Origin of the sequence: Dongia mobilis (assembly GCF_004363235.1) — a bacterium.
Classification (GTDB): Bacteria; Pseudomonadota; Alphaproteobacteria; order Dongiales; family Dongiaceae; genus Dongia; species Dongia mobilis.
The window spans coordinates 860133-881764 of sequence record NZ_SNYW01000006.1 but is presented as its reverse complement, the minus strand read 5'-3'; the positions used below and the strand labels follow the sequence as shown (position 1 = coordinate 881764).

At 67.7% G+C, this 21632-nt stretch carries 20 protein-coding genes and 1 riboswitch; of the genes, 8 read left to right on the top strand and 12 right to left on the bottom strand.

The genetic code is table 11. The features are described from left to right. Window positions 1–120 precede the first annotated feature (120 nt). On the top strand, window positions 121–417 hold the full coding sequence (locus A8950_RS05685) for a PilZ domain-containing protein (RefSeq protein WP_166645013.1): 297 nt from the start codon (window positions 121–123) through the stop codon (window positions 415–417). A gap of 10 nt (window positions 418–427) precedes the next feature. On the opposite strand, the gene A8950_RS05680 is transcribed toward A8950_RS05685, so the two are convergent. After that, entirely contained in the window at window positions 428–778 is a 351-nt protein-coding gene (locus A8950_RS05680; protein WP_133612607.1) for a PilZ domain-containing protein, read from the bottom strand. A gap of 130 nt (window positions 779–908) precedes the next feature. Here A8950_RS05680 and speB point away from each other — a divergent pair, with 130 nt between their 5' ends. Continuing rightward, window positions 909–1862 carry an agmatinase gene (gene speB, locus A8950_RS05675; protein WP_133612606.1) on the top strand — a complete coding sequence of 318 codons (954 nt, stop codon included), beginning with the start codon at window positions 909–911 and terminating at the stop codon, window positions 1860–1862. Between the two features lie 3 nt (window positions 1863–1865). Here the strand turns inward: speB and A8950_RS05670 are convergent, their stop codons facing one another. The 3 genes from A8950_RS05670 to cbiE form a co-directional block, all read right to left on the bottom strand. Continuing rightward, entirely contained in the window at window positions 1866–3509 is a 1644-nt protein-coding gene (locus A8950_RS05670; protein WP_133612605.1) for an amidohydrolase, read from the bottom strand. 119 nt (window positions 3510–3628) lie between these two features. Next, a complete protein-coding gene (gene metF, locus A8950_RS05665) occupies window positions 3629–4543 on the bottom strand; it encodes a methylenetetrahydrofolate reductase [NAD(P)H] (RefSeq protein WP_243735533.1) in 915 nt (304 codons plus the stop codon). Between the two features lie 177 nt (window positions 4544–4720). After that, on the bottom strand, window positions 4721–5935 hold the full coding sequence (cbiE, locus tag A8950_RS05660) for a precorrin-6y C5,15-methyltransferase (decarboxylating) subunit CbiE (protein ID WP_133612603.1): 1215 nt from the start codon (window positions 5933–5935) through the stop codon (window positions 4721–4723). Between the two features lie 174 nt (window positions 5936–6109). Continuing rightward, window positions 6110–6324: riboswitch (cobalamin riboswitch) on the top strand. 100 nt (window positions 6325–6424) lie between these two features. On the opposite strand from cbiE, the gene cobG reads away from it, so the two are divergent. Genes cobG through cobJ form a run of 4 tightly spaced genes read left to right on the top strand, consistent with a single transcriptional unit; the run spans window position 6425 to window position 10846 of the window. Then, window positions 6425–7807 carry a precorrin-3B synthase gene (gene cobG / locus A8950_RS05655; protein WP_133612602.1) on the top strand — a complete coding sequence of 461 codons (1383 nt, stop codon included), beginning with the start codon at window positions 6425–6427 and terminating at the stop codon, window positions 7805–7807. Continuing rightward, on the top strand, window positions 7807–8433 hold the full coding sequence (locus A8950_RS05650; protein ID WP_133612601.1) for a precorrin-8X methylmutase: 627 nt from the start codon (window positions 7807–7809) through the stop codon (window positions 8431–8433). Before cobG ends, A8950_RS05650 begins: the two co-directional genes overlap by 1 nt. Then, window positions 8430–9164 (top strand): precorrin-2 C(20)-methyltransferase, encoded by a 735-nt coding sequence (locus A8950_RS05645; RefSeq protein ID WP_208109739.1) that lies wholly within the window; start codon window positions 8430–8432, stop codon window positions 9162–9164. The genes A8950_RS05650 and A8950_RS05645 overlap by 4 nt, the downstream gene beginning before the upstream one ends. Next, window positions 9164–10846, top strand: a complete 1683-nt coding sequence (gene cobJ, locus A8950_RS05640) for a precorrin-3B C(17)-methyltransferase (protein ID WP_133612600.1) — start codon at window positions 9164–9166, stop codon at window positions 10844–10846. Before A8950_RS05645 ends, cobJ begins: the two co-directional genes overlap by 1 nt. Window position 10847: 1 nt before the next feature. Here cobJ and A8950_RS05635 read toward each other — a convergent pair whose 3' ends face one another. Both A8950_RS05635 and A8950_RS05630 read right to left on the bottom strand, forming a co-directional pair. Then, the gene (locus tag A8950_RS05635) at window positions 10848–11600 is read right to left on the bottom strand and encodes a cobalt-precorrin-6A reductase (protein ID WP_133612599.1); all 753 of its coding nucleotides are present in this window, start codon (window positions 11598–11600) and stop codon (window positions 10848–10850) included. A 16-nt stretch (window positions 11601–11616) separates the two neighbouring features. After that, a complete protein-coding gene (locus A8950_RS05630; RefSeq protein ID WP_133612598.1) occupies window positions 11617–12177 on the bottom strand; it encodes a GNAT family N-acetyltransferase in 561 nt (186 codons plus the stop codon). A 138-nt stretch (window positions 12178–12315) separates the two neighbouring features. Here A8950_RS05630 and A8950_RS05625 point away from each other — a divergent pair, with 138 nt between their 5' ends. Continuing rightward, a complete protein-coding gene (locus A8950_RS05625; protein WP_166645012.1) occupies window positions 12316–13164 on the top strand; it encodes a LysR family transcriptional regulator in 849 nt (282 codons plus the stop codon). Between the two features lie 5 nt (window positions 13165–13169). Here A8950_RS05625 and A8950_RS05620 read toward each other — a convergent pair whose 3' ends face one another. From A8950_RS05620 to A8950_RS05600, 5 genes are all read right to left on the bottom strand, one after another. Continuing rightward, window positions 13170–17015 carry an AAA family ATPase gene (locus tag A8950_RS05620; RefSeq protein WP_166645011.1) on the bottom strand — a complete coding sequence of 1282 codons (3846 nt, stop codon included), beginning with the start codon at window positions 17013–17015 and terminating at the stop codon, window positions 13170–13172. 127 nt (window positions 17016–17142) lie between these two features. Then, window positions 17143–18165, bottom strand: coding sequence for an adenylate/guanylate cyclase domain-containing protein (locus A8950_RS05615; RefSeq protein WP_133612595.1), 1023 nt, complete (start codon window positions 18163–18165; stop codon window positions 17143–17145). Continuing rightward, window positions 18165–18530, bottom strand: a complete 366-nt coding sequence (locus A8950_RS05610; protein WP_133612594.1) for a group I truncated hemoglobin — start codon at window positions 18528–18530, stop codon at window positions 18165–18167. Before A8950_RS05610 ends, A8950_RS05615 begins: the two co-directional genes overlap by 1 nt. Before the next feature lie 107 nt (window positions 18531–18637). Beyond that, complete coding sequence (locus A8950_RS05605) at window positions 18638–19552, bottom strand: hypothetical protein (protein ID WP_133612593.1); 915 nt, start codon at window positions 19550–19552, stop codon at window positions 18638–18640. A 55-nt stretch (window positions 19553–19607) separates the two neighbouring features. Continuing rightward, window positions 19608–19844, bottom strand: coding sequence for a DUF1127 domain-containing protein (locus A8950_RS05600; RefSeq protein WP_133612592.1), 237 nt, complete (start codon window positions 19842–19844; stop codon window positions 19608–19610). A 233-nt stretch (window positions 19845–20077) separates the two neighbouring features. On the opposite strand from A8950_RS05600, the gene A8950_RS05595 reads away from it, so the two are divergent. Continuing rightward, on the top strand, window positions 20078–21337 hold the full coding sequence (locus tag A8950_RS05595; RefSeq protein ID WP_133612591.1) for an MFS transporter: 1260 nt from the start codon (window positions 20078–20080) through the stop codon (window positions 21335–21337). On the opposite strand, the gene A8950_RS05590 is transcribed toward A8950_RS05595, so the two are convergent. Next, window positions 21334–21531: a hypothetical protein gene (locus A8950_RS05590; RefSeq protein WP_133612590.1), complete on the bottom strand. Its 198-nt coding sequence runs from the start codon at window positions 21529–21531 to the stop codon at window positions 21334–21336. The genes A8950_RS05595 and A8950_RS05590 overlap by 4 nt on opposite strands. Between the last annotated feature and the right edge of the window lie 101 nt (window positions 21532–21632).

Here is a 21632-nt window from a genome sequence, read left to right as displayed (position 1 = left end):
CGCGAGATATGGTAAACAAAAGATGAAAAAATGCCGCTCTGGATGCGGTGAAGGGCTTGGCGCGACACCGCTGCCATGTCAGATTGCCGCGTGGGAGAACAGTTTGCGGACAATGAAAAGATGAATGACCTGCAGAAGGATGGCCAGCAGGCCGCCGATCGTCGACGCGCCGAGCGCTACATCGTCAATCTGCCGACCGATGTGATGATCAAGGGGCGGCGCGTCACCTGCAAGCTGGTCGATATCTCGGAAGGCGGCGCGCTGGTCGAGACGTCCGGACCGGTGACGGTCGGCGACAAGGTGTCGCTCGACCTGCCGAAAGTAGGCCCGACCATCGCCACGGTGGTCCGTGTCAGCCCTTCTCACATCGCCATGGCATTTCCCGGCGCCATCATCATTTCCAGCATCGTCCGCTGATTCCGGCAGGTCAGGCCTGCGCCGCCAGGTGGCCGACCTGTTCCAGGATCTCCGCCACCTCGAATTCGCTCAGCGCCTGCGTGCGCGGAATTTCCAGATGCATGCGCCCGCCGCCCAGGCTGACGACGACCGCCTCGCGCTTGCGCCGATAGCGCTCGGGCATCAGAAACAGGCGGTCGCCCGCAGCAAAGCCGCGAATGTCCGGCGACAGGATGCAGGCGCCGCCCTGGGAGATGTTCCGGTAATTGGTCAGCGCCAGCGTGCGGCCGCGCGCGGCATCGTCGAACAGCAGCATCGCCGTCCCGGCGAAGAGATAGCGCGGATGCTGCCGATGCTCCTGCAATCCGTTCCAGATCGTCATCGCCTGGCCCCCACCAAGGCTGTTCAGTGGGGCCAGAGGATAAAACCGGCCCCGCGGATTCGCAATCCGGCCCGGGATGATTAAGATTGCGCGCCAATATCCACCGGAACAGCCAGCCAGAGATCGCGAGATGAGCCAGCACACGACCGACACCCACGCCATGATGCAGCCGCGCTATACCGGCATTCCGACCTTCATGCGCGTGGCCCTTGCCGACAATTGGGATGACGTCGACATCGGCCTGATCGGCGTGCCTTATGACGGCGGCGTCACCAACCGCGCCGGCGCCCGCCACGGCCCGCGCGAGATCCGCAACCAGTCATCCCTGATGCGCACCATGCACCATGTCACGCGCATCAACCCCTATGCCCTGGCCCGGGTCGCCGATCTCGGCGACGTGTTGTTCCAGCGCCTGCTGAAGCACCCGGAAGCACTTGACGAGATCGAGGCGGTGTTCGCCCGGGTGAAGAGCCACGGCATCATCCCGATTGCGGCCGGCGGCGATCACACCATCTCGCTGCCTATCTTGCGCGCGCTGGCCAAGGACAGGCCGGTCGCCATGGTCCATATCGATGCGCATACCGACACCTGGGACGAGTTCCAGGGCTCGAAGTTCAGCCACGGCTCGCCCTTTCGCCGCGCCACCGAGGAAGGGCTGATCGACCCCACCAAGGTGATTCAGATCGGCATTCGCGGCGCGCAGAACACGACCGATGGCTGGGACTTCTCGCGCGAGAAAGGTATGCGCGTGGTGTTCATGGAGGAATTCGCCGAGATCGGCGTCGACGCGGTGATCGCCGAGGCGCGGCGCGTGGTGGGCGACGCACCGGTCTATCTCACCTTCGATGTCGACGGCCTCGACCCCATCTACACGCCCGGCACCGGCACGCCGGAGATCGGCGGCATCACCACGCTGGAGGCGCAGAAGCTGCTGCGCGGCCTGCGCGGGCTAAATTACATCGGCGCCGATGTGGTCGAGGTGGCGCCCAATTACGACACCACCGGCAATACGGCACTGGTCGCGGCGACGCTGATGTACGAGATGCTCTGCCTGATCGCGGAGCGGCTGGCGGCGACGAGATAGGTCCTACCCCGCAAAACCCTCCGACCGGTGCACTTCGCGGCCGCCGAGCAGCGTCAGATCCACCTGGGTACCGCCAATCTCATAGGGATCGATCGAAAAGATGTCGCGGTCGAGCAGGATAAGATCGGCGTAACGGCCCGGCGTCAGCGAGCCGGTCTCGTCGGCGCGCCAGGCGGCCTCGGCCGCCTTGGTGGTATAGCCGCGCACGACCTGCTCCACATTCATGCGCTCCTCCGGGACGAAGGCGGGAAAATCGGGCGCCACCTTTTCCGGTTGCCGGGTAACGGCCGTCTGCATGATCTTGAAGGGATTGAGGGTGGAGACGCCCCAATCGCTGGAGACCGCATAGGGGGCGCCGCTGTCGACGATGGTGCGCCAGGGATACATCCAGCGACCGCGCTTCTCGCCGATGAGCGGCAGCGCCATCTCGGTCACCGAGGGCTCGTTGCGGGCCCAGAGCGGCTGCATGTTGGTGACAACGCCAAGATCACGCAGGCGCGGAATGTCGTCGGGGTGAATCACCTGCACATGGGCCAACTGGTGCAGGCTGGGCCAAGCGCCGTTGAGCGCCCGCGCGGCCGCGATATTGTCGAGGGCGATCCTGGTCGCGCGATCGCCGATGACATGGACATGCAGCTGGAAACGGGCCGCGTCGAAGGCGATCATCAGTTCCTTCAACAAGGCCTCGTCGAACATGATCGCGGCATTGCCGCCGGTGGCATCGGAATAATCCTCGATCATTGCCGCCGTGCGGTTCTCGAGAACGCCGTCAAGGAAGAATTTGGCCGAATGGACATAGATGTTGTCGGAACGGAAATCGCGGCGCAGCGCCTCGAGGCGGCCGAGGGAATCCCGCACGCTGTCACCCGGATTGACGATGGCGGTGGCGCGCAGGCGCACATTGAGTTCGCCCTTCTCCTCGAGACCGCGATAGACCACCATGTGCCGCTCGCGCACCAGCGCGTCGAGCACGCCGGTGATGCCATGGCTGTTGGCCAGCTTCTGGCCATAGCGCACGCCGTCGAAATAGGCATCGAGCGGCCGTTTCGGCATGCGCGCCCGGATCCAGTCGATGGCGAGTTCGTAGGCAAGACCGGTCGGCCGGCCATCCTTGTCGCGCACGAACTGACCGCCGAAGGGGTCGGCGACACTGGCATCAAGGCCCAATTCCTCGCAGGCCTTGGTGTTCACCGCTGCATTGTGGCCGTCTGACGCAAATATGAAAACCGGCCGGTCCGGCACGGCAGCATCCAGCACCTGGCGGTTGAGATTGTGGGCGCCGAAAATGCCGGAATACCAGCCGGTGCCGCGCACCCAGTGATCGTTGCGCGTCGCCGCGAAGTCGCGGATCAGGCGCTGCAATTCATCGACCGTGCGCGCGCCCTCCAGATTGGCACTGGTGCAAAAATCGGTGCCGCTGTCCTGCAGATGGATATGCGTGTCCTGGAATCCGGGCAGCACCAGGCGGCCGCCAGCATCGATCTTCCGCGCCGCGCCATTGGCCAGCGCCCGCATCTCGGCGCTGCTGCCCAAAGCGACGATGCGCCCGTTTCTTGCAGCCAGCGCCTCGGCGCGCGGCTGCAGCGGATCCATGGTGCGGATATCGGCATTGTAGAGGATGAGGTCGGGAGCCGATGCGGATGCCATGATGCCTGCTGCCTTTCGCTGATGCGTTGTCGGATGGCCGCGAGGATCAAATCAGCGCATCCGGCAAAAGACAATGGCAATCTTGCAACTGTAAAACAGCGCCCGCACTCCGGTCGTCGCTAGTTCGCGGCGCGTTGCACCAGCGGCGACCAGCCCATCCCGTCGCAGATCTCCTTCACCAGTTCAGCGCGGTTGAGGGTATAAAAGTGGAAGTCGCGGATGCCGAGACGATAGAGCGCATCGCATTGCGCGATGGCCAGATCGACGGCAAAGCGATGTCGCCGCAGTGGCTCGTCGTCGATGCCGGCCGCAGCGCGCCGCAGATCGGCCGGAAGATGGGCGCCGCAGGCAGCGGCGAAACTTTCCAGGCGCGCGAAGTTGACGATGGGCAGGATACCGGCGGCAATCGGTACCGCAACACCGGCGCGGGCAGCGCGATCGAGAAAGCGCTCGAAAGCCGCCATGTCAAAACAGAACTGGGTGATGGCGCGGCTGGCGCCGTTGTCGATCTTTCGCTTCAGGTTATCCGTGTCGGCTGCCGCACTCGCCGCCTGCGGATGCGTTTCGGGATAAGCGGCAACGCTGATCTCGAAGGCGTGGCGACGGGCGAGGCCGGCTACCAGCGCGTCGGCATAGGCATAGCCGTCGCGGGCCGGACTATAGGCGCCCCCGGCCCCACCGCGCGGGTCGCCGCGCAAGGCGACGATATGGCGGATGCCGGTCTGCCAGTAACCTGAAGCGATGGCGTCGATCTCGGCGCGGGTTGCGTCAACGCAGGTGAGATGTGCTGCCGCCGGCAAACCATGGCGATCCTGGATCTCCGCGGCGATGGTGCCGGTGGCGCGCCGGGTCGAGCCGCCGGCGCCAAAGGTCACCGAGCAGAATTGCGGATCGAGCGCCGCGAGATCCGCGACCGTGCGCCAGAAGGCGGCGACAGGCTGGTCCGGCTTGGGCGGAAAGAACTCGAAACTGAGGCGCGGTGCCGCCGGGCGATCCGGCCGCCGGCGAAAATCAGCCGGCGCCGATCGTGCCACGGCCGGGTCCGGGGTTGGCTCAGGGGTCGGGGATAGCAGCATCTGGCGACCTCGGTTCCAGGTTGAGATCGCGACATAATGATATGTTTATATCTAGTGGACAAACGAATAATTAGGCCCCGCCCTAGCCCCCGTCAGCAGCTAACGCGGGTCATATATACCATATTAATCAAGCCACTAGAGATCCTTGGCGACGGAAAGCAAGGTCACCGGCAGGGCGCCGCGCCAGGCATCGAAACTGCCCAGCGGTGCCGCATGGGAGACGGCAAGGCGAATGAGATCGCCCCCGAGCCGCTGCCGCCAGGCGACCAGCAGGGTCTCGCTCTGCAAGGTCACGGCATTGGCGACGAGGCGCCCGCCGGGCCGCAGCGCCGCCCAGCAGGCCTCGAGCAGGCCGGCCTCCGTGACACCACCGCCGATGAAGATGGCATCGGGTTCGGCAAGGCCGGCAAGCGCGCCCGGCGCAGATCCGGCGACGAGCTGGAGACCGGGTACGCCGAGCGCGGCGGCATTGGCGCGGATGAGGCCCTGACGGCCGGCATTTTCCTCGATGGCGATGGCGCGGCAGGAAGGATGGGCGCGCATCCATTCGATCGAGATGGAGCCACAACCAGCGCCGACATCCCACAGCAATTCGCCCGGACAGGGGCCGAGATGCGCCAGCGTCACCGCGCGCACGTCGCGCTTGGTCAATTGCCCGTCATGGCGATAGGCGGCGTCAGGCAAGCCCGCCAGCAATGACATCGGCCGCACGCCGGCATCGGCGCGGCATTGCACGGCAATGACATTGAGCGGTGCCACCGCATCATCCTCGCGCCAGGCGGCGGCGGTGGTTTCGACGCGCCGCTCCAGCGCGCCACCGAGATGTTCCAGCACAACGAGGCGGCTGTCGCCGAAGCCGCGCGCCCGCAGCAGCGCCGCGAGCGCCGCCGGCGACGACCCGTCATGAGCAAGTACCAGCAGGCGGGCGCCGTGATGGAGATGGGGATGCACCAGTTCCAGGGCGCGACCGTGAATGCTGACCTGCGCCACCTCCTGCAACGCCCAGCCAAGGCGCGCGGCTGCCAGCGAAAAGGCGGAGGGTGCCGGCAGCACGCGCATTTCTGCCGCCGGCACCTCGCGCGACAAGGTGGCGCCGACGCCGAACAGCATGGGATCGCCACTGGCCAGCACACAGACCGGCTGGCCACGCCGGGCCAGCAGCGCCTTCAGCCCGTCGGTAAAGGGACTGGGCCAGGGATGTCGCTCGGCCAACACGGAATCCGGCAGCATGGCGAGATGGCGCTGGCCGCCGAACACGACCCGCGCCGCGCCGAGGGCATCGCGCGCCGCCTCGCCGAGGCCGGCAAGCCCGTCTTCGCCGATACCGATCACCGTCAGCCAGACCGTCATCGCCCACTCCCGCAACCGGCCCAGACCCCACCCAGGGGCCTGGTGCCGGCGGACCTATGCCCTTGGTCCAAGGGCCCGATTCCGGCCTCAATACGTGATGGCGCTCCCTGCGGCAAGCTTTCACGGGGCCCGGCAGACACCGAGAATCCGCTTCCGCTGCCGGGGACCCTCCTATAGAAGTGGCGCATCATCGGTGCCCCCTCGGGGGCCTTTGAGGGAACATGGAAACCGGGGCGACGCCCGGAACGCCATGGCTGCCCCCGCAACTGTGAGCGGCGAGCCGCATCGCCAAACGCCACTGGGCCATGCCGGGAAACCGGCACACCCGGGAAGGCGGCGATGGGCCGGGACCCGCGAGCCAGGAAACCTGCCGGTGATGCTTGTCGCCCGTGGAACCATCGGCCGGGGAGAGCCGATGCGGCGGCGCCCTACTTCCCGCGCGGGAAGTCCGGCGCACATCCACAGCGACGGTGAAAGACCGGTGCGCCAATGCCCCAGAAGGCAGTTCAGCAGATCGACCAGGCCATCGCCGGCAAGGACAGCCGCAGCTTCGCCTGCCCCGGCCTGTTCCGCATCGTGCCGTCGAAGGATGGCGGCATCTGCCGCATAAAGCTGGCGCTGGGCTGCCTCACCAGCGCCCAGGCCCGCACCGTGGCGGCGATTGCCGAGGACGTGAAGGCCGGCGCCATCGAGGCCACCAACCGTGCCAATCTGCAGATCCGCGGCATTCCGGCCGGCAGCGAAGACCGGGTGATCGCCGCATTGCGCGCCGCCGATCTCGGCGGTGCGAGCGCGGGGGCCGACGACATCCGCAATGTGATGGTGAACCCGCTGGCGGGCGACGACCCGGATCAGGTGCTGGATGCGCGCGGGCCGGCCGGTGCGCTGCTGGCCGCCCTGGAACGGGATGCGCGCTATCACCTGCTCTCGCCCAAATTCGCGTTGCTGGTCGATGGCGGCGAAGATGCGGCGATGCTGGCACACCCCAACGACATCTGGCTGGCCGCCGTCGATTCCGGCACCTTCGCCTTCGGCTTTGCCGGCTGCCCGCCCACCGGCGATACCGGCGACCACGCCGCCGGTTTCGTGGCGGCACGCGATGCCGTGGCACTGGTCCTCGCCTGCCTCGACCTCTTCCTCAACCATCGGGGCAAAAGCAACGGCAAGGGAGAGGAGATCACCCGCTTCCGGCACCTGCTCGCCGATCTGCCGGCAGCCAAGATCGTCGCCGCCCTGCCGATCACCGTGCGGCGCGACCGGGTGACCGAGGCATGGCGCCGCAAGCCGGCACGGGAGCAGAGCCCGATCGGCATCCTGACGCAGCGCGACGGCCGCCGGGCGGTGGGTGCCGCAGCGCCGCTCGGGCGCCTTTCGCCGGCACAATTGCTGGGTGTCGCGGATCTGGCGGATGTCCATACCGGGGGCGCCATCCGCCTGACGCCCTGGCAGAGCCTGCTGCTGCCAAGCGTGGCCGCGGAGACTGCTGACACCGTTCTGGCCAGCCTCGGGCGGCTTGGCCTCGTCACCGATGCAGCGGCGCCGCTGGCCGCGATGATCGCCTGCGCCGGCAATACCGGCTGCGCCTCGGGGCTTGCCGACGTGAAGGCGGATGCGCTGCACCTCGCCGGCCTGCTGGCGGAGAGGCAGGTGCCGGTTTCCGGCCTTCACCTCACCGGCTGCGCCAAATCCTGCGCCGCACCGCGACCAGCTTCGATCACGCTGCTGGCCCTCGCCCCCGGCCGCTACGACGTGTTCCGGCGGGAAAGCGGCGCGGCGGGCAAATTCGGCGCCTGCCTCGGGGCCGATAAGGATATCAACCAGGTGGCAGGCTTGCTTGCCGACCCATCCCTGCGAACCCAAGGACGGAATTGATGATCGAGTACGAGCGCGATGGCCAGGCGATCTATCGCCAATCCTTCGCCACCATCCGGGCGGAGGCTGATCTTGCCGGCATTCCGGCGGACCTGGAAAAGCTGGCGGTGCGCGTCGCCCATGCCTCGGGCATGGTGGATGTGATCCGCGATCTGCGCTTCTCGCCCGGCGCCGGCAGCGCCGGGCGCGCGGCATTGCAGCGGGGTGCGCCGATCATCGCCGATTGCCGCATGGTGGCCGAGGGCGTCACCCGATCGCGCCTGCCCGCCGACAATGCGGTCATCTGCACACTGCAGGATCCGCGCGTGCCGGAACGCGCCAGCGAGATCGGCAATACCCGCTCGGCCGCCGCGCTCGATTTCTGGCACGAGCACCTCCCCGGTAGCGTCGTCGCCATCGGCAATGCGCCGACCGCCCTCTTCCGCCTCCTTGAATTGCTCGACGCCGGTGCGCCGAAACCGGCACTCATCCTCGGCTTTCCGGTCGGCTTCGTCGGCGCCGCCGAATCCAAGGACATGCTGGCGGCGGACAGCCGCGGCGTGCCCTTCGTCATCGTACGGGGGCGGCGCGGCGGCAGCGCCATGGCCGCCGCCGCCGTCAACGCCCTGGCGACGGAGCGCGAATGATGTCGGCGAAGGGAAAGCTCTATGGCCTCGGCGTCGGTCCGGGCGATCCGGAACTGATGACGGTGAAGGCGGTGCGGCTGCTGCAGCAATCGCCGATCGTCGCCTATCTCGCCGCCAGGGGGAAGAAGGGCAATGCGCTGACCATCATCGAATCTTATCTGAAGCCGGATCAGGTGACGTTGCCGCTCATCTATCCGGTGACGACGGAGAAGCTGCCGGCGCATCTCAATTACGAAACCCTGGTCGCCGATTTCTACGACCAGTCGGCCGCGGAAGTGGCGGCGCATCTCGATGCCGGGCGCGACGTCGCGGTGATCTGCGAAGGTGACCCCTTCTTCTACGGTTCCTTCATGTATCTGCATGACCGGCTTGCCGGCAGCTATGAGACCGTGGTGGTTCCCGGCGTCTGCTCGGTCCTGGGCGCCGCCGCCGTTCTGGGCGCGCCGCTGGTCTATCGCAACCAGAGCCTCTCGATCATCTCCGGCGTGCTGCCGGAGGAGGAGTTGAAGCGGCGCCTCGCCGATAGCGATGCCGCCGCCATCATGAAGCTCGGCAGCAATTTCCCCAAGGTGCGCAAGGTGGTGAACGAGCTCGGCCTCGGTGATCGCGCGCTCTATGTCGAGCGCGCCACCATGAAGAACGAGCGCGTCCTGCCCCTGGCCGAGGTTGACCCGGCCTCGGCGCCCTATTTCTCGATCGTCCTGGTGCCGGGCCGGAAGTGGCAATCCTGATGTCGGCCGAGCCCGCCATCCTGATCCTCGGCGCCAACAGCCTTGAGACCGCGCGGCGCGTCCAGGCGATCCTGCCGGATGCGCGCATACACGGCCTCGCCGCGCGGGTCAGCGGCGCCGACGTCACCTTCGACGATTTCGGCGATACTTTGCGCAACCTCTATCGTGCCGGGCATCCCCTCGTCGTGCTCTGTGCCGCCGGGATCGTGATCCGCGCGCTCGCCAGCCTTCTGCAGGACAAGGGTGCCGAGCCGCCGGTCCTTGCCGTCGCCGAGGACGGCAGCGCCGTGGTGCCGCTGCTGGGCGGCCTCAGTGGCGTCAATGTGCTGGCACGCAGGATCGCGGCGGCGCTCGCTGTGGCACCCGCCATCACCACCACCGGCGAATTGCGCTTCGGCACCTGCCTCCTCAATCCGCCGCCGGGCTTCAGGCTGGCCAACATGGCCGATGGCAAGACCTTCATCGCCGATCTGCTGGCGGGCGCCACCATGCGCATTGCCGGCGAGGCCCCCTGGCTGCGCGAGGCGAAACTGCCGCTCGACGATGCGGGCAAGCTGGTTGCCAGCGTCACGACCGAGGCCCGCGCCGCGCAAACGAACGAATTGCTGTTTCGCCCCGCCGTGATCGCGGTCGCCGTCCGGCGCGGCGGCGGCGACCTTGTCGCACGGATCGATGCTGCCCTCGCCACTGCCCGCCTCGCCCGCGAATCGCTTGCCCTGCTGCTGGTGCCGGACAATTCGATTGCCGACCGGGATATTGCCTCGGCTGCTGCGGCCTTCGAGATTCCGTTGCGAATGGCGGGCGACAGCCAGCATCCGGAACCAGCCGCGCGCCATGCCGGTGACGGCATCGAACTTCTGGTCTTCGCACACCCGGCCGATCTGGCTGGCCTCGGCCGCCGCCGCGGCCGGCTCAGCGTCATCGGCCTCGGACCGGGCGATCCCCTGATGATGATCCCGGCGGCGCGCGCCGCGCTCGACGCCGCCGAAGACATCGTCGGCTACGAGACCTATGTGAGGATGGCGAGGCCGTTGCGTGCCGACCAGGTGGTCCATGCCTCCGACAACCGCGAGGAATTGTGGCGCGCGCGCCAGGCATTCGACCTCGCCGCGCAGGGCCGCCGCGTTGCCGTCGTCTCGTCCGGCGACCCCGGCGTCTTCGCCATGGCGGCGGCGGTGCTGGAGGCGCTCGACGGCAGCGACGATCCAGCCTGGCGCGCGGTCGAGCTGGAGGTGCTGCCAGGTGTCTCGGCGGCGCTGGCGGCCGCGGCCAAGGCCGGTGCGCCGCTCGGCCATGATTTCTGCCTGATCTCCCTCTCCGACAATCTGAAGCCGTGGTCCGTTATCACCGATCGCCTGGCCCATGCGGCGGAAGGCGATTTCGCCATGGCCTTCTACAACCCGATCTCGAAGGCGCGGCCCTGGCAACTGGGCGAGGCGATCGAGATCCTGCGCCGCCACCGCGCGCCAGCGACGCCGGTGGTGCTGGGACGCGATATCGGCCGACCGGCGGAAAGTCTCCGCGTCACCAGCCTGGGCGAACTTCGGCCCGAGATGGTCGACATGCGCACCGTGGTGATCGTCGGCTCGTCGACCACGAGGCTGGTCGCGCGACCGGATGGCGGCAGCTGGGTCTACACGCCGCGCTGGTACGGCAACGAGCCCGCCAAGAAGCAGGCGTGACCTAGGCCGGCAGGGCGCGCAGCCAGGCGATGGCGCCGGCCGCATCCACCACTTCCGGCACGACGGGGCGCGGCGGGCGGCGTTGCATGATCACCTCGATACCCATCTCGCGCGCCGCCAGCAGCTTGGCGAAGGTCGCCTCCCCGCCGCTGTTCTTGCAGACGATGCAGTCGATCCGGTGCTCGCGGAGCAGTGTGCGCTCGTCCTCCAGCCGGAAGGGACCGCGGGCCAGCACGAATTGCGCATCGGCAAAGCACAGGCCGGCGTCCGGCTGCTCCACCGAGCGGATAACGAAGCTGGTATCGGCGAGCGTCGCGAAGGGGGCGAGTTCCTGCCGGCCGAGCGCCAGGAACACGCGGCGCGGCCGGGTGCGCAACAGGGCGACGGCTGCGTCCCAATCGTCGATTTCGGTCCAGCGGTCGCCCGGCCCCGCTTGCCAGGGCGGGCGGCCGAGGCGCAGCAGTGGCACACCGGCTTCATGTGCGGCGGCAGCGGCGTTCCACCCCATGCGACGGGCGAAAGGATGGGTTGCGTCCACCAAGGCCGCGATCCCCTGCACGCGCAGATAATCCGCGAGGCCGAGAGCGCCGCCGAAGCCGCCGATCCTGACCTCGCCGGGCGGCAGGCGGGGATTGCCGACCCGGCCGGCCAGCGACGAGATCACGTGCCAGCCTGTTTCAGCCTGCGCCAGCGATTCCGCCAGGGAGGCCGCGTCGCCGGTGCCGCCGAGGATGAGAACTCTCTGTTGCACCATCGCCGAGGACCGATTGTCAGGACGCCAGCGAATTCAACTCGTCCATCTGCATCAGCGCCTTCGTCATGTCGACATAACCGAAGGCTTCGTCAGGTCCGAGATCGAACGCACCAGCATTGACGGCACGATAGCCGCGGCTGCGATAGAAATCCACGCCGGAAAGCGTGGCAGCAAGCCGCAAATGGCGGATGCCGCACCGCATGGCGTCGCTTTCCACCTGCCGCATCAGTGCCGAGGCGACGCCGCGGCGCGCCCAGTCCGGCTCGACGAAGACGGATCGCACCAGGCCCGTATCGGCCGGCAGGCCAGCCTGCAATCCGCCGCCGTCATATCCCGGCCGCCGCCGCGACCAGCCGCCGCTGCCGACGAAACGGCCGCTGACATCGATGGCGGTGAAGTAGTGCCCCTCGGCCACGACGGATTCGTCCATCGTCGACATCCGTTGCAGGAAGGCATCCAGAACCTTGGCTGTGTAGAAGTCGCGGCCGAGAATGCGCAGGGAGCGTTCCTGCATCAGGCGCAGGCCGGGAATGTCGATCATGTCCGCCCGGCGAATGCGGAAATCAAAGGTCCACATGGTCGTCCTATCGGTTGGTTGGCGCGAGATTGTCCGCTTTCGGCAACCCCGTCTGTGAACCCGTTCATTGCCGCGAAGGGGGGCGCCGTGGCCAACGAGTAGTTGCAATCGTGCCCATTAGCAAAAATGATGGAGGCCATGGAAATCGACTATCTGCGCACCTTCACCGCCATCTGCGATCTTGGCAGCTTCACCGCCGCGGCGCGGCGCGTGGGGCGGACCCAGTCGGCGGTCAGCCTGCAGATCCGGCGCCTCGAGGAGCAACTCGGCCGCCCGATTTTTGCGCGCGCCAAGGGAACTATCGAACTGACGCCGCACGGCGAGAGCTTTCTCAGTGCCGCCCGACGCATCATCGCCACCTATGACGATGCGCTGCGTTCGTTCGACCGTTCGTCGATCGCCGGTACCGTGGTGCTGGGACTGCCCGAGGATTATGCGCCACGCATCCTGACCGCGGGCCTGGCCGGCTTTGCCGACCTCTATCCGGACGCAAGGCTGGACCTGCTGCTGGATGAGTCAAAGCGGCTGTCGCAGCTGATCGTTGACGGCACCGTCGATCTCGCCTTCGTCACCGCCGGCGAAGGGATCGCCCATAATGGAACGGAGGTATTCACCGATCGACTGGTCTGGGTCGGGCCGGCAGATGCGAGACTGCACCTCAGGGAACCCCTGCCAATAGCCATCTGGCGCGAGGACGACACCTATGCCCGCATCATCTTCGATGCGCTGGCGCGCGAGGGACGGCCCTGTCGCGTCGCCACCCAGACCCGCAGCATGGCAGGCCTGCGCGCGGTTGTTTCCAGCGGCCTTGCCATCACGGTCATGGTGGAAAGCAGCAAGACGGACGACATGGTCGAACTGACGCCGGAAGACGGCTTTCCGGCCCTGCCACAGGTGACGATCAAACTGGTGAAGGCACTGAAGCGCCGGGCGCCGGTGATCGACCGGCTGGAGCAGCATCTGCTCAATCTCTTTTTGCCGCGCTAGTCGTTTCAGCGCAACTCGCGCAGCAGCCGGTCGGCCAGCAGCGTCGCCGCCGCCGCCGCCTCCCGCTCGCCGATTCCATCAAGCACGGGCGCCATCAACTGGTTGATCTCGGCCAGCATCAGGCGGTAGGAGCGACTTTCCGCAAGCTGCGCCGCCTCGCGCAGATGCCGGAGAGCCACGGCAGCATCGTCGCGGCGGTCGAGCGCCACCCGGCCGAGGCAGATGAGCGCCATCACCTCGATATCCCAATAGCCCCAGTGCCGCGCCCCTTCGAGTGCCGACCGGGCCTCGTTCTCCGCATCGCGCCACTGCCCGGCGCGGCGACGCGTGTCGGCGAGGAAGACGGAACTCATCGCCTCGACCGCGACAAACTCCGCAGCCACCGCCTGGCGCTTGGTCGCCTCGAGGAGATGCGTGCCGGCCTCGGCATGGCCGCTCAGGAAATAGGCATAGCCGAGACCGGTCCGCGCCCAGGCAGCAACCCAGCCCAGATCGCTGCCTTCGGCCAGCGCCCGGCTGCGGTCGAAGGCGGCGACGGCGCGTTGCGGATTGGCATCCTGAATCTCGATGAACCCCTCGCGCAGATGCGCCACCGCGCGGTCATAGGGTTTGTTGACCTCCTCGGCGATCGCGATTGCTTCGGCAGTGACCGCCCGGGCCGCATTCAGGTCGCCCTTCAGGGTCAAGGCGTCGGCCAGATGCATCAGGCACCAGACCGAGCGCAATCCGGTCTGGCCGAGCCGTTCGTGGCGCAATTCGGTGACCAGTCGCTGGCGGATCGGGCTGGCCAGTTCGAGGGCGCCCGCGACGTCGCCGCGGAACGCCAGCGCCTGACTGTGGGCCAGCCTGGCCTCCAGCTGCGCCAGCTGGTCCTCGGTGCCGGCTGCAAGTGACCGCGCCCGCTCCGCCGCCGAGATGGCGTCTTCGATGCGCCCTTGCGAACTCAGGATATAGCTCTTGTGGATGGCGATCGAGATCATGCGCGGCAGGTCGCCGCGCGCCGCCACGATTCGCTCGGCCACGTCTAGATGAGCGAAGGCCTGGCCGAAGGCGGCGATCGCACCCAGCGGCGGCCGCAGGCGGAGGCGCAAGGTGGCTGAGAATTTCTGCGCGGCTGCCGCATCCGGCAGATTTTCCAGCGCCTTCAGCGCCGCCTCGTAGAAGCGGACGGATTCGCGATAGGCGGAGCGCCGGAAGCATTTGTCGCCGGCCTGGCGCAGAAACTTCACCGCAAGCGCCCAGCGCTCGCCATTGACGGCATGGTGGGCGAGGCGTTCGACCAGTTCGTCGCCGCGCGGCCGCAGCCGCCGCAGCATGATCTTGAGGACCCGCTGATGCAGGCGGCGGCGCTGCGCCACCAGCAGGCTGGCATAGGCCACGTCGCGCGTCAGCGCGTGCTTGAACGAGAAGCGGCGATTGGGTGCCGGCTGGGTTTCGAACAGAAATTCCGCGTCCTGCAACGCATCGAGCTGCGCATCGAGATCCGCCGGCGGAAGTTCCATCAGCGGCAGCAGGACATTGAGCGGTACGTCGTCGCCGATCACGGCCGCAACCTGGAGCAGGAGCTTCAGATGCCGCGGCAGGCGATCGATGCGCTCGCCGAGCACCGCCTGTACCGTCGCCGGCAGGCGCAATTCGGCCTGCCCGCCGGTCAGCCGGTAGGCGCCGCGCTGGCCGAGCAGCGAGCCCGATTCCACCAGCGCATTGATGGCTTCCTCGAGGAACAGCGGCGTTCCCGCCGTGCGCTCGATGAGGCGCCGCTTCAGGTCGGCCAGCGAGGTGTCGTCGCCCAGCAGCGCATCCGCCATCGCCTCGGCGGCGGCGGCGTCGAGCGCCATGAGGCGCAGCGGGTGACAGGTGCTCTTGGCGATCCAGCCCGGCGCGCCCTCCGGCCTTGTCGTCACGCAGATGGCGATGCGCCGCCGCGCCAGCCGGTTGACGGTGTTCTCGATGATGGCGGCACTGTCGGCGTCGGCCCAATGCAGATCCTCGATGACGAGCAGCAGCGGCTGCTGCGCCGCCAGGGCGGCCAGCACGGCGTCGACCGCGTCAATCACCTGGCGCCGCCGCTGGCCGGCATCGAGGCTGTGCCAGGTCGCGTCGACCGGCAGGTCGAGCGGTATGCCGAGCGCCGGTGCCGCCCAGAGCAGGGCCGGATCCAGGGCGGCGATCGCGGCCTCGAGCCGGCGGCGCAAGTCAGCGGCCGGCAGCCGGCGGTCGACCTGCAGCCAGTGGCGCAGCAGGCGGCCGACCAGGAAATAGGCCGTGTCCTGGTCATAGGGCGTCGCCGCCCCTTCGATGCGCCGCCAGCCGCCCTGCGCAATCTCGCCTTGCTGGACAAGTTCATGCAACAGGCGCGACTTGCCGAGGCCGGGCTCGCCGACGATGACCGCAACCTGGCCGGTGCCGGAAGCGGCGCGCTGCGCGATCCGCACCAGGGCCGACAATTCCGGCTGCCGGCCGACAAAGGCGGAGAGGCCGCGGATCGTGCGCGCATACCAGGCACCGGCCATGGCCGCCTCGCCGGACAGCAGCAGCAGTTCCAGCGGTTCGGCAAGCCCCGGCAGGGCGAGCGCGCCGCCAGCTTCGGCCTGGAGCATGCCATCCACCAGCTGGTAGGCCTGGCGCGAGAGGCTGATGCCGTGCGGCGGCGTCATGCGCTCGATCTCCTGCGCGATCTTCAGCGGCGGCCCGAATGCCTCAACCGCCGGGCCATTGCTGCGCACCAGGATTTCCCCGGCATGGATCGCAATCGCCAGCGAGGCATCGCCGGTACCCTCGCGCATCGCCAGCGCGGCGAGGCAGGCGCGCATGGTGTGGTTCTGGCAGGCGACCGGCGCCCCGAAAAGGGCGGTGAGGCCCTCCTGCCGCCTTTGCGTGACATGACCGCCATAGCGCTCGATGGCGCTGGTCATGCAATCCATCAGCGGCGCCATGCGCGCGGCGACGATTTCCGGGTCGTCGGTCAGGGGCGCATCGCGCAGGTTGACGTGCAGGACGGAAACCTGCTTGCGCTCCTCCGACCATTCCGCCGGTGGCGCCGGCCCGGCCTGGGCAGGCGCCGCACGGTCAACCGCGGCGACGCCCACCTCGGCCCGAGATGTGATCGGCGCAGCCGGGCCCGCCGCCAGCGCCTGGCGCCAGAAAAGCGTCAACGAATCGACCGGCTCGGCGCCGCTTTCGCGCAGGCGCGCGAGCGATAATTCGAACTGCTTCTCGGCCTCGCGCCGCCGGCCCGCCGCAAGCAGCAGGCGCAGCAGGTCGGCGTGGTGCGCCTCGGCATCGGGATCGAGCGACAGGCGCCGCTGCGCATAGGGCAGCGCCGCTTCGGGCGGCAGGGTGGCCACGACCCGCTGCAGCAGGTCGAGATGCTGGCGCCGCACCGCTTCCCGCTGGGTCGTCAGCCAGAGCTGGAAATCCGCACAGGCGCCAAGCTCCAGCCCCTCGGCGAACTCGCCTTCGACCAGATCGGCGGCGGCGGCAAGCTCGGTCGGGCTTGCCTCCGGCCGTGCCAGTACCCTGCCGAATTCATGGAAATCGACCGAGAGGCTGTCCACGGCCAAGGCGACATTGTCGCGATCGGCGATGATGCGCGTTGCGTTTTCCGAATCGAGCAGCGGCCGCAGCCGGCTGAGGCTCCAGCGCAGCGCCCCGCGCGGGTCGTCCGGGATATCCCAGAACAGGCTGCACAGGCGTTCGCGCCGGTGCGGCCGCGCCGTTGCGGCCAGATAGGCGAGCAGCGCCCGGGTCTTCTTTGAGGGCGGCAGGGCAAGATAGGCCCCGTCCCGAAACAGGGCGATTTCGCCCAGCAGGCGCAGGCGGGGCTGGCTGTCTGACCCGGCTTGGTTCAATGGCCCGGCTTGGTTCAATGGTCCGACCTCAAGCTGCACGTATTCGGCAGCATCGCCATCATGCCGCAATCGGGCAAGGACGTCATCGCCCCGGCGCGGTGCCGCGGCTCAGGCGCGGCGGCGCGACTCAGGCGTGGCGCTGCTCGCCGATCAACGCTGCCGCGGCGCAGGAGCCGAAGCCCTTGAGCTCGACCATCTGCGCCGGTCCGATCTCGAACTGGCCACCCAGCTGGAGCATGGCATTGTTGCAAAGCAGAATTTCGCCCGGTTTGGCTGTCGCCTCGAGCCTGGCTGCCATGTTCACCGCCGGTCCGAACACATCATAAACGTAGCGGTGGATTCCCACCACCGAGCCGATCAGGGGGCCGGTCGCGATACCGATGCGGCATTTCCACTCCTGCGGGCCGCTGGCATTGCGCCGATCGAGGTAGCGGCGCATGCGCAAAGCCACCTTGGCGGCATTGACCACATGCTCGGGGCTGGGTTCGGGTACGCCGGAGACTGCCAGATAAGCGTCGCCGATGGTCTTGATCCGCTCGCAGCCGAACAGCTCGACGACCCGGTCGAAGGCCGAGAAGATGTCGTTGAGCTCCGCCACCAGCTGGCTCGGCTCGCGCGCCATGCTCATCTCGGTGAAACCGACCAGGTCCAGCATCAGGACGGTGGCATGCTCGAAACGCTGCGGCGTCGTGGTGCCGTATTCGCGCAATTCCTCATAGACGCTGCGCGGCATCATGTTGAGCAGGAGCTTCTCGGCCCGGGTCTTCTCGCGCTCGAGGTCGCGCGCGTGACGCTCCGCCAGCTTGGCATAGGAATCCAGCATGTACTCGGCTTCCCGCTGGCCACCGATATCGGTGAGCGTGAGAACGGCAAGGCCTGCCGCTGCGCCTTCCAGCAGCCGCAGGCTGATGTCGAGGCAGAGCTGGCGGGACCCGACCCGCATTTCGATTTCGCGCCGCGGCCGCGCCGGGTCGAGGCCGGCCAGCAGGGCCGCCCGCTCGGGCGGTGGCAAAAGCCGCTCGAAGGCGGCGGAGGCATAGACAAGGGATCGGTCCGCCAGACGCAGCAGCGCCAGGGCGGCCTCGCCGTGCTGCAGGCAGAGCACCGGATCGATCGAGAGGGCGGTCTCGGCGGTCATGTCGCGGGCCATCAGGCAGCCTCGGCGATGACGGCCGGCTCGAGGCGCGCCATCCTGGCCAGGACCAGTTCGATATCACCGGGCGGCACACCTTCCTCGGCCAGCGTCTCGCGCAGCAGCGCGCTCATCTCGCGGAATTCGCCGCGCGTGATGCCGAGGTGCCGATGCGCCTTGCGCAGGCCGATCTCGTCGATCGCATAGGGACCACCCATGAGGGCGGCCATAAACTTGGTCTGGTGATCGACCAGCCGCCGCATATCGGCATGGCGGAAATGGTGCTCCAGCACCACCGAATCGAGGATACGCTTGTAGAAGGCAGTAACCACCCGGCGCACACCGGGGAAACCGCCGAGACGGTCATAGATGGTCTCGCTCATCACCTTGTCCTGACTTGAATTGCGGCCGGGGCGGCCGGATCGGCCGCCCCGGCCCGTTGCCGGTTGACTGCTGGTGCTTGCCAGCGACCTCTTTACTGGCAGGCGCCTCAGCAGAAGGCTGGGGCCACCTCCTCGACGCGCTTGCGGCCGTCCGGGGCCATCTGGCCGAGCGTGCCGATGAAGTTCTGGTGGGTCATGCCGGAGCCGATGAAGGTCCAGCGCAGGGCCTGGTGCTGGACATTGAGAAAGGTCTCCTGCTCGTCCGCGCCGAGGCGCCGTCCGGTCGCCTCCTGGAAGCTCTCCAGGTCGAACTTGCTCTGCTGCGCGAGGCCCGCATCGAGGAAGGCGCCGATCGACATGTAGCCGTCGACCGCCTCGGCAATGCCGGCTGCATCGGTACGGGCCGCCAAATGCGCGACGATCATGGTGTCGAGCTTGGCGTGCTGCGCCTCCTCCATCCAGTGATGGCGCAGCAGGCTCTTGAACTGCGCATCGAGGCCGCGATCATCCTTGACGCTGTCGAGATAATGCGACTGCGTCATCCATTCGATATGGAGGATGAGGAGCGCCACGGCGAGCGGCGGATGCGCCAGGATCGCCTTGGCGATGTCCTCGGCCGGGCCGATGACCTGGCAATCCGTGCCGAAACCGTCCTCGAACTCGGCGCAGAAGCGCTTGAAGAGGTGGATATGCTTCGCCTCCTCGCCGGCGAATTGCAGCAAAGCGCGGATCTGCCAGTCGTCGCCGCTCGTCACCTGGCGGGCATGGTCCATGACGAAGGGCAGGATGAATTCTTCCGACAGGCCGAAGGTGGCAAGATAGCCATAGCCGCGGATCTGGTTCAGCACGATCCGCTCGCCAGGCTTCAGGAAGGTGAGCGGCTCGACCCGCGCCATGGTTTCCGGCATGAAGGGCCGCGAGAAATCGAGCTGCTTCTCGCCGCCGATGATGTCCTCGATGCGCCAGTTGATCTTCTGCGCGGTGTCGAGGGTTTCCTTGTAGCTGTAGCCGTGGTTGAGCATGGTGGCTTCCTCTGCTTCGGGGTAAAGACGTCGTTGTGATGCGGGTGGTGCTGGATCAGAAATCGCTCGCTGGGCGGCCCTGGCGGACCGTGCGGACGATCTGCGAGCGGCCGATGCCGAGGTCGCGCAGCTGGTAGTCGGACATCGCCGACAAGACTGCGATCGAGCGGCGCTCGTTGCGGCGCTTGATCATCTGGTCAACAAAATGACGCAGGGCGAGCGCCAGCCAGACGACCGGCTGGTAGGGGCTGACCTGGCGATTGCCGACTTTCAGGAATATCGTCGTTTCCATCTCTTGAACTCCCAAGTTCCGTCCGTGCACGGCGGGTCGGCGGTCAATCGCCTTCCCCGGCGCGGGATGGCTGGAAGATGGCGGCGGCCCATGTGCGACAGCGTGTGAATGAGCGTGGAAATGCAGGGAAAAGCGTGGAAAAAAGTGGATTTAGGCGGAATTATTGCCCAATTTGTGACCGATATCACTGAACCTGGTCTTGGGCCGGACGGAGTGCGGAGAGCAATCGGGTCATGCTGAACCGGAAATGGCGCGCCCTGAGCCTGCTGCTGCTGGCCGAGATCCTGGCGCTATCGCTGTGGTTCTCGGCCACGGCGGTCGTCCCGGCCTTGCGGCGGGAAGTGGGCCTCGATGCGCTGGTGGCCGCCCTCTTCACCAGCGCGGTCCAGGCCGGCTTCGTCGCCGGCACGCTGCTGAGCGCGTTGCTGGGCCTCGCAGATCGCCTCGACCCGCGGCGCTTTTTTGCCGCCGCCTGTTTGGTGGCCGCCGGCGCCAATGCGGCGATCCTGATCCTCCCGCCGGCGCAGCTCAACGGCCCCTATCTCGTACCCCTGCTGCGCTTCGTCACCGGCATGGCGATGGCCGGAATCTATCCCGTCGGCATGAAGCTGGCGGCGACCTGGGCGAGGTCGGGCGATGGCCGGAGCGATCTCGGCCGGCTGGTCGGGTTGCTGGTCGGTGCCCTCACCCTCGGCTCCGCCCTGCCGCATCTGGTGAACGCCCAGCTCGTGAACGCACCGGGCGGGCTCGACTGGCGCTTTGCCATCGCCACCACCTCCGGCGCCGCTCTCGCCGCCGCCGGTCTCATCCTGCTGGCGGAGATCGGGCCAGCCAGGGCGACGCCGCGGGCGTTCCATCCGCGCGAGGTCCTGGCGGCCTGGCGCGAGCGGCCGCTGCGGCTCGCCAATCTCGGCTATCTCGGCCATATGTGGGAGCTCTATGCGATGTGGGCGTGGATCGCCCTCTTCCTGCAGGCCAGCCTTGCGCTCAACCCGGACGGCCTCGCCGGCGCGGAACTGGCGCAGGCACCGCTCCTTGGCGCCTTCGCCGCCATCGCCGCCGGTGCTCTGGGCTGCGTCGCCGGCGGCTGGCTGGCTGATCGCTGGGGCCGCACCACGCTCACCATCGGCGCGCTCGCTGTCAGCGGCAGCTGCGCCCTCCTCTCCGGTGCCGTTTTCGGCGGACCGCTCGTGGCGCTGCTCGCCCTCTGCCTCGTCTGGGGTTTCAGCATCGTGGCCGATTCAGCCCAGTTCTCGGCCAGCATCAGCGAATTGGCGCGGCCGGACCTCACCGGCACGATGCTGACCATCCAGACCTGTGCCGGTTTCCTGCTGACCCTCGTCACCATCCATCTGGTGCCGTTCTTCGCCGAGGCCCTTGGCTGGCGCTATGCCTTCATCTTCCTGGCGCTGGGGCCCGTCATCGGCATCATCGCCATGGCGCGGCTGCGCGGCCTGCCGGAAGCCAGCCGGCTGGCCGGCGGGCGACGCTAGTTGCGTGCCTTGCCGGCGCGGATGGCGGCGATGAGTTGCGGCCGGCTTCCACCGACGCTCATTGCCGTCGCCTTGACGATGGCCGGGCTGACCCGCTCCATCCGTGCGATGGCAGCAATGGTCTCTCCCGTGAAGATCGGTGGCGCCTTGGTGCCTTGAGGCGGCACCGCCTTGGTCGCGTGGTTCTGTGCCATGAACACCTCTTTTATCGGGATCGTCCCAACGTAACGGCGCAAGCACTCAACGGTTCCACCGGGGAGGGCTGGCGGTGAGGGATTTCACATCATTCAACGCC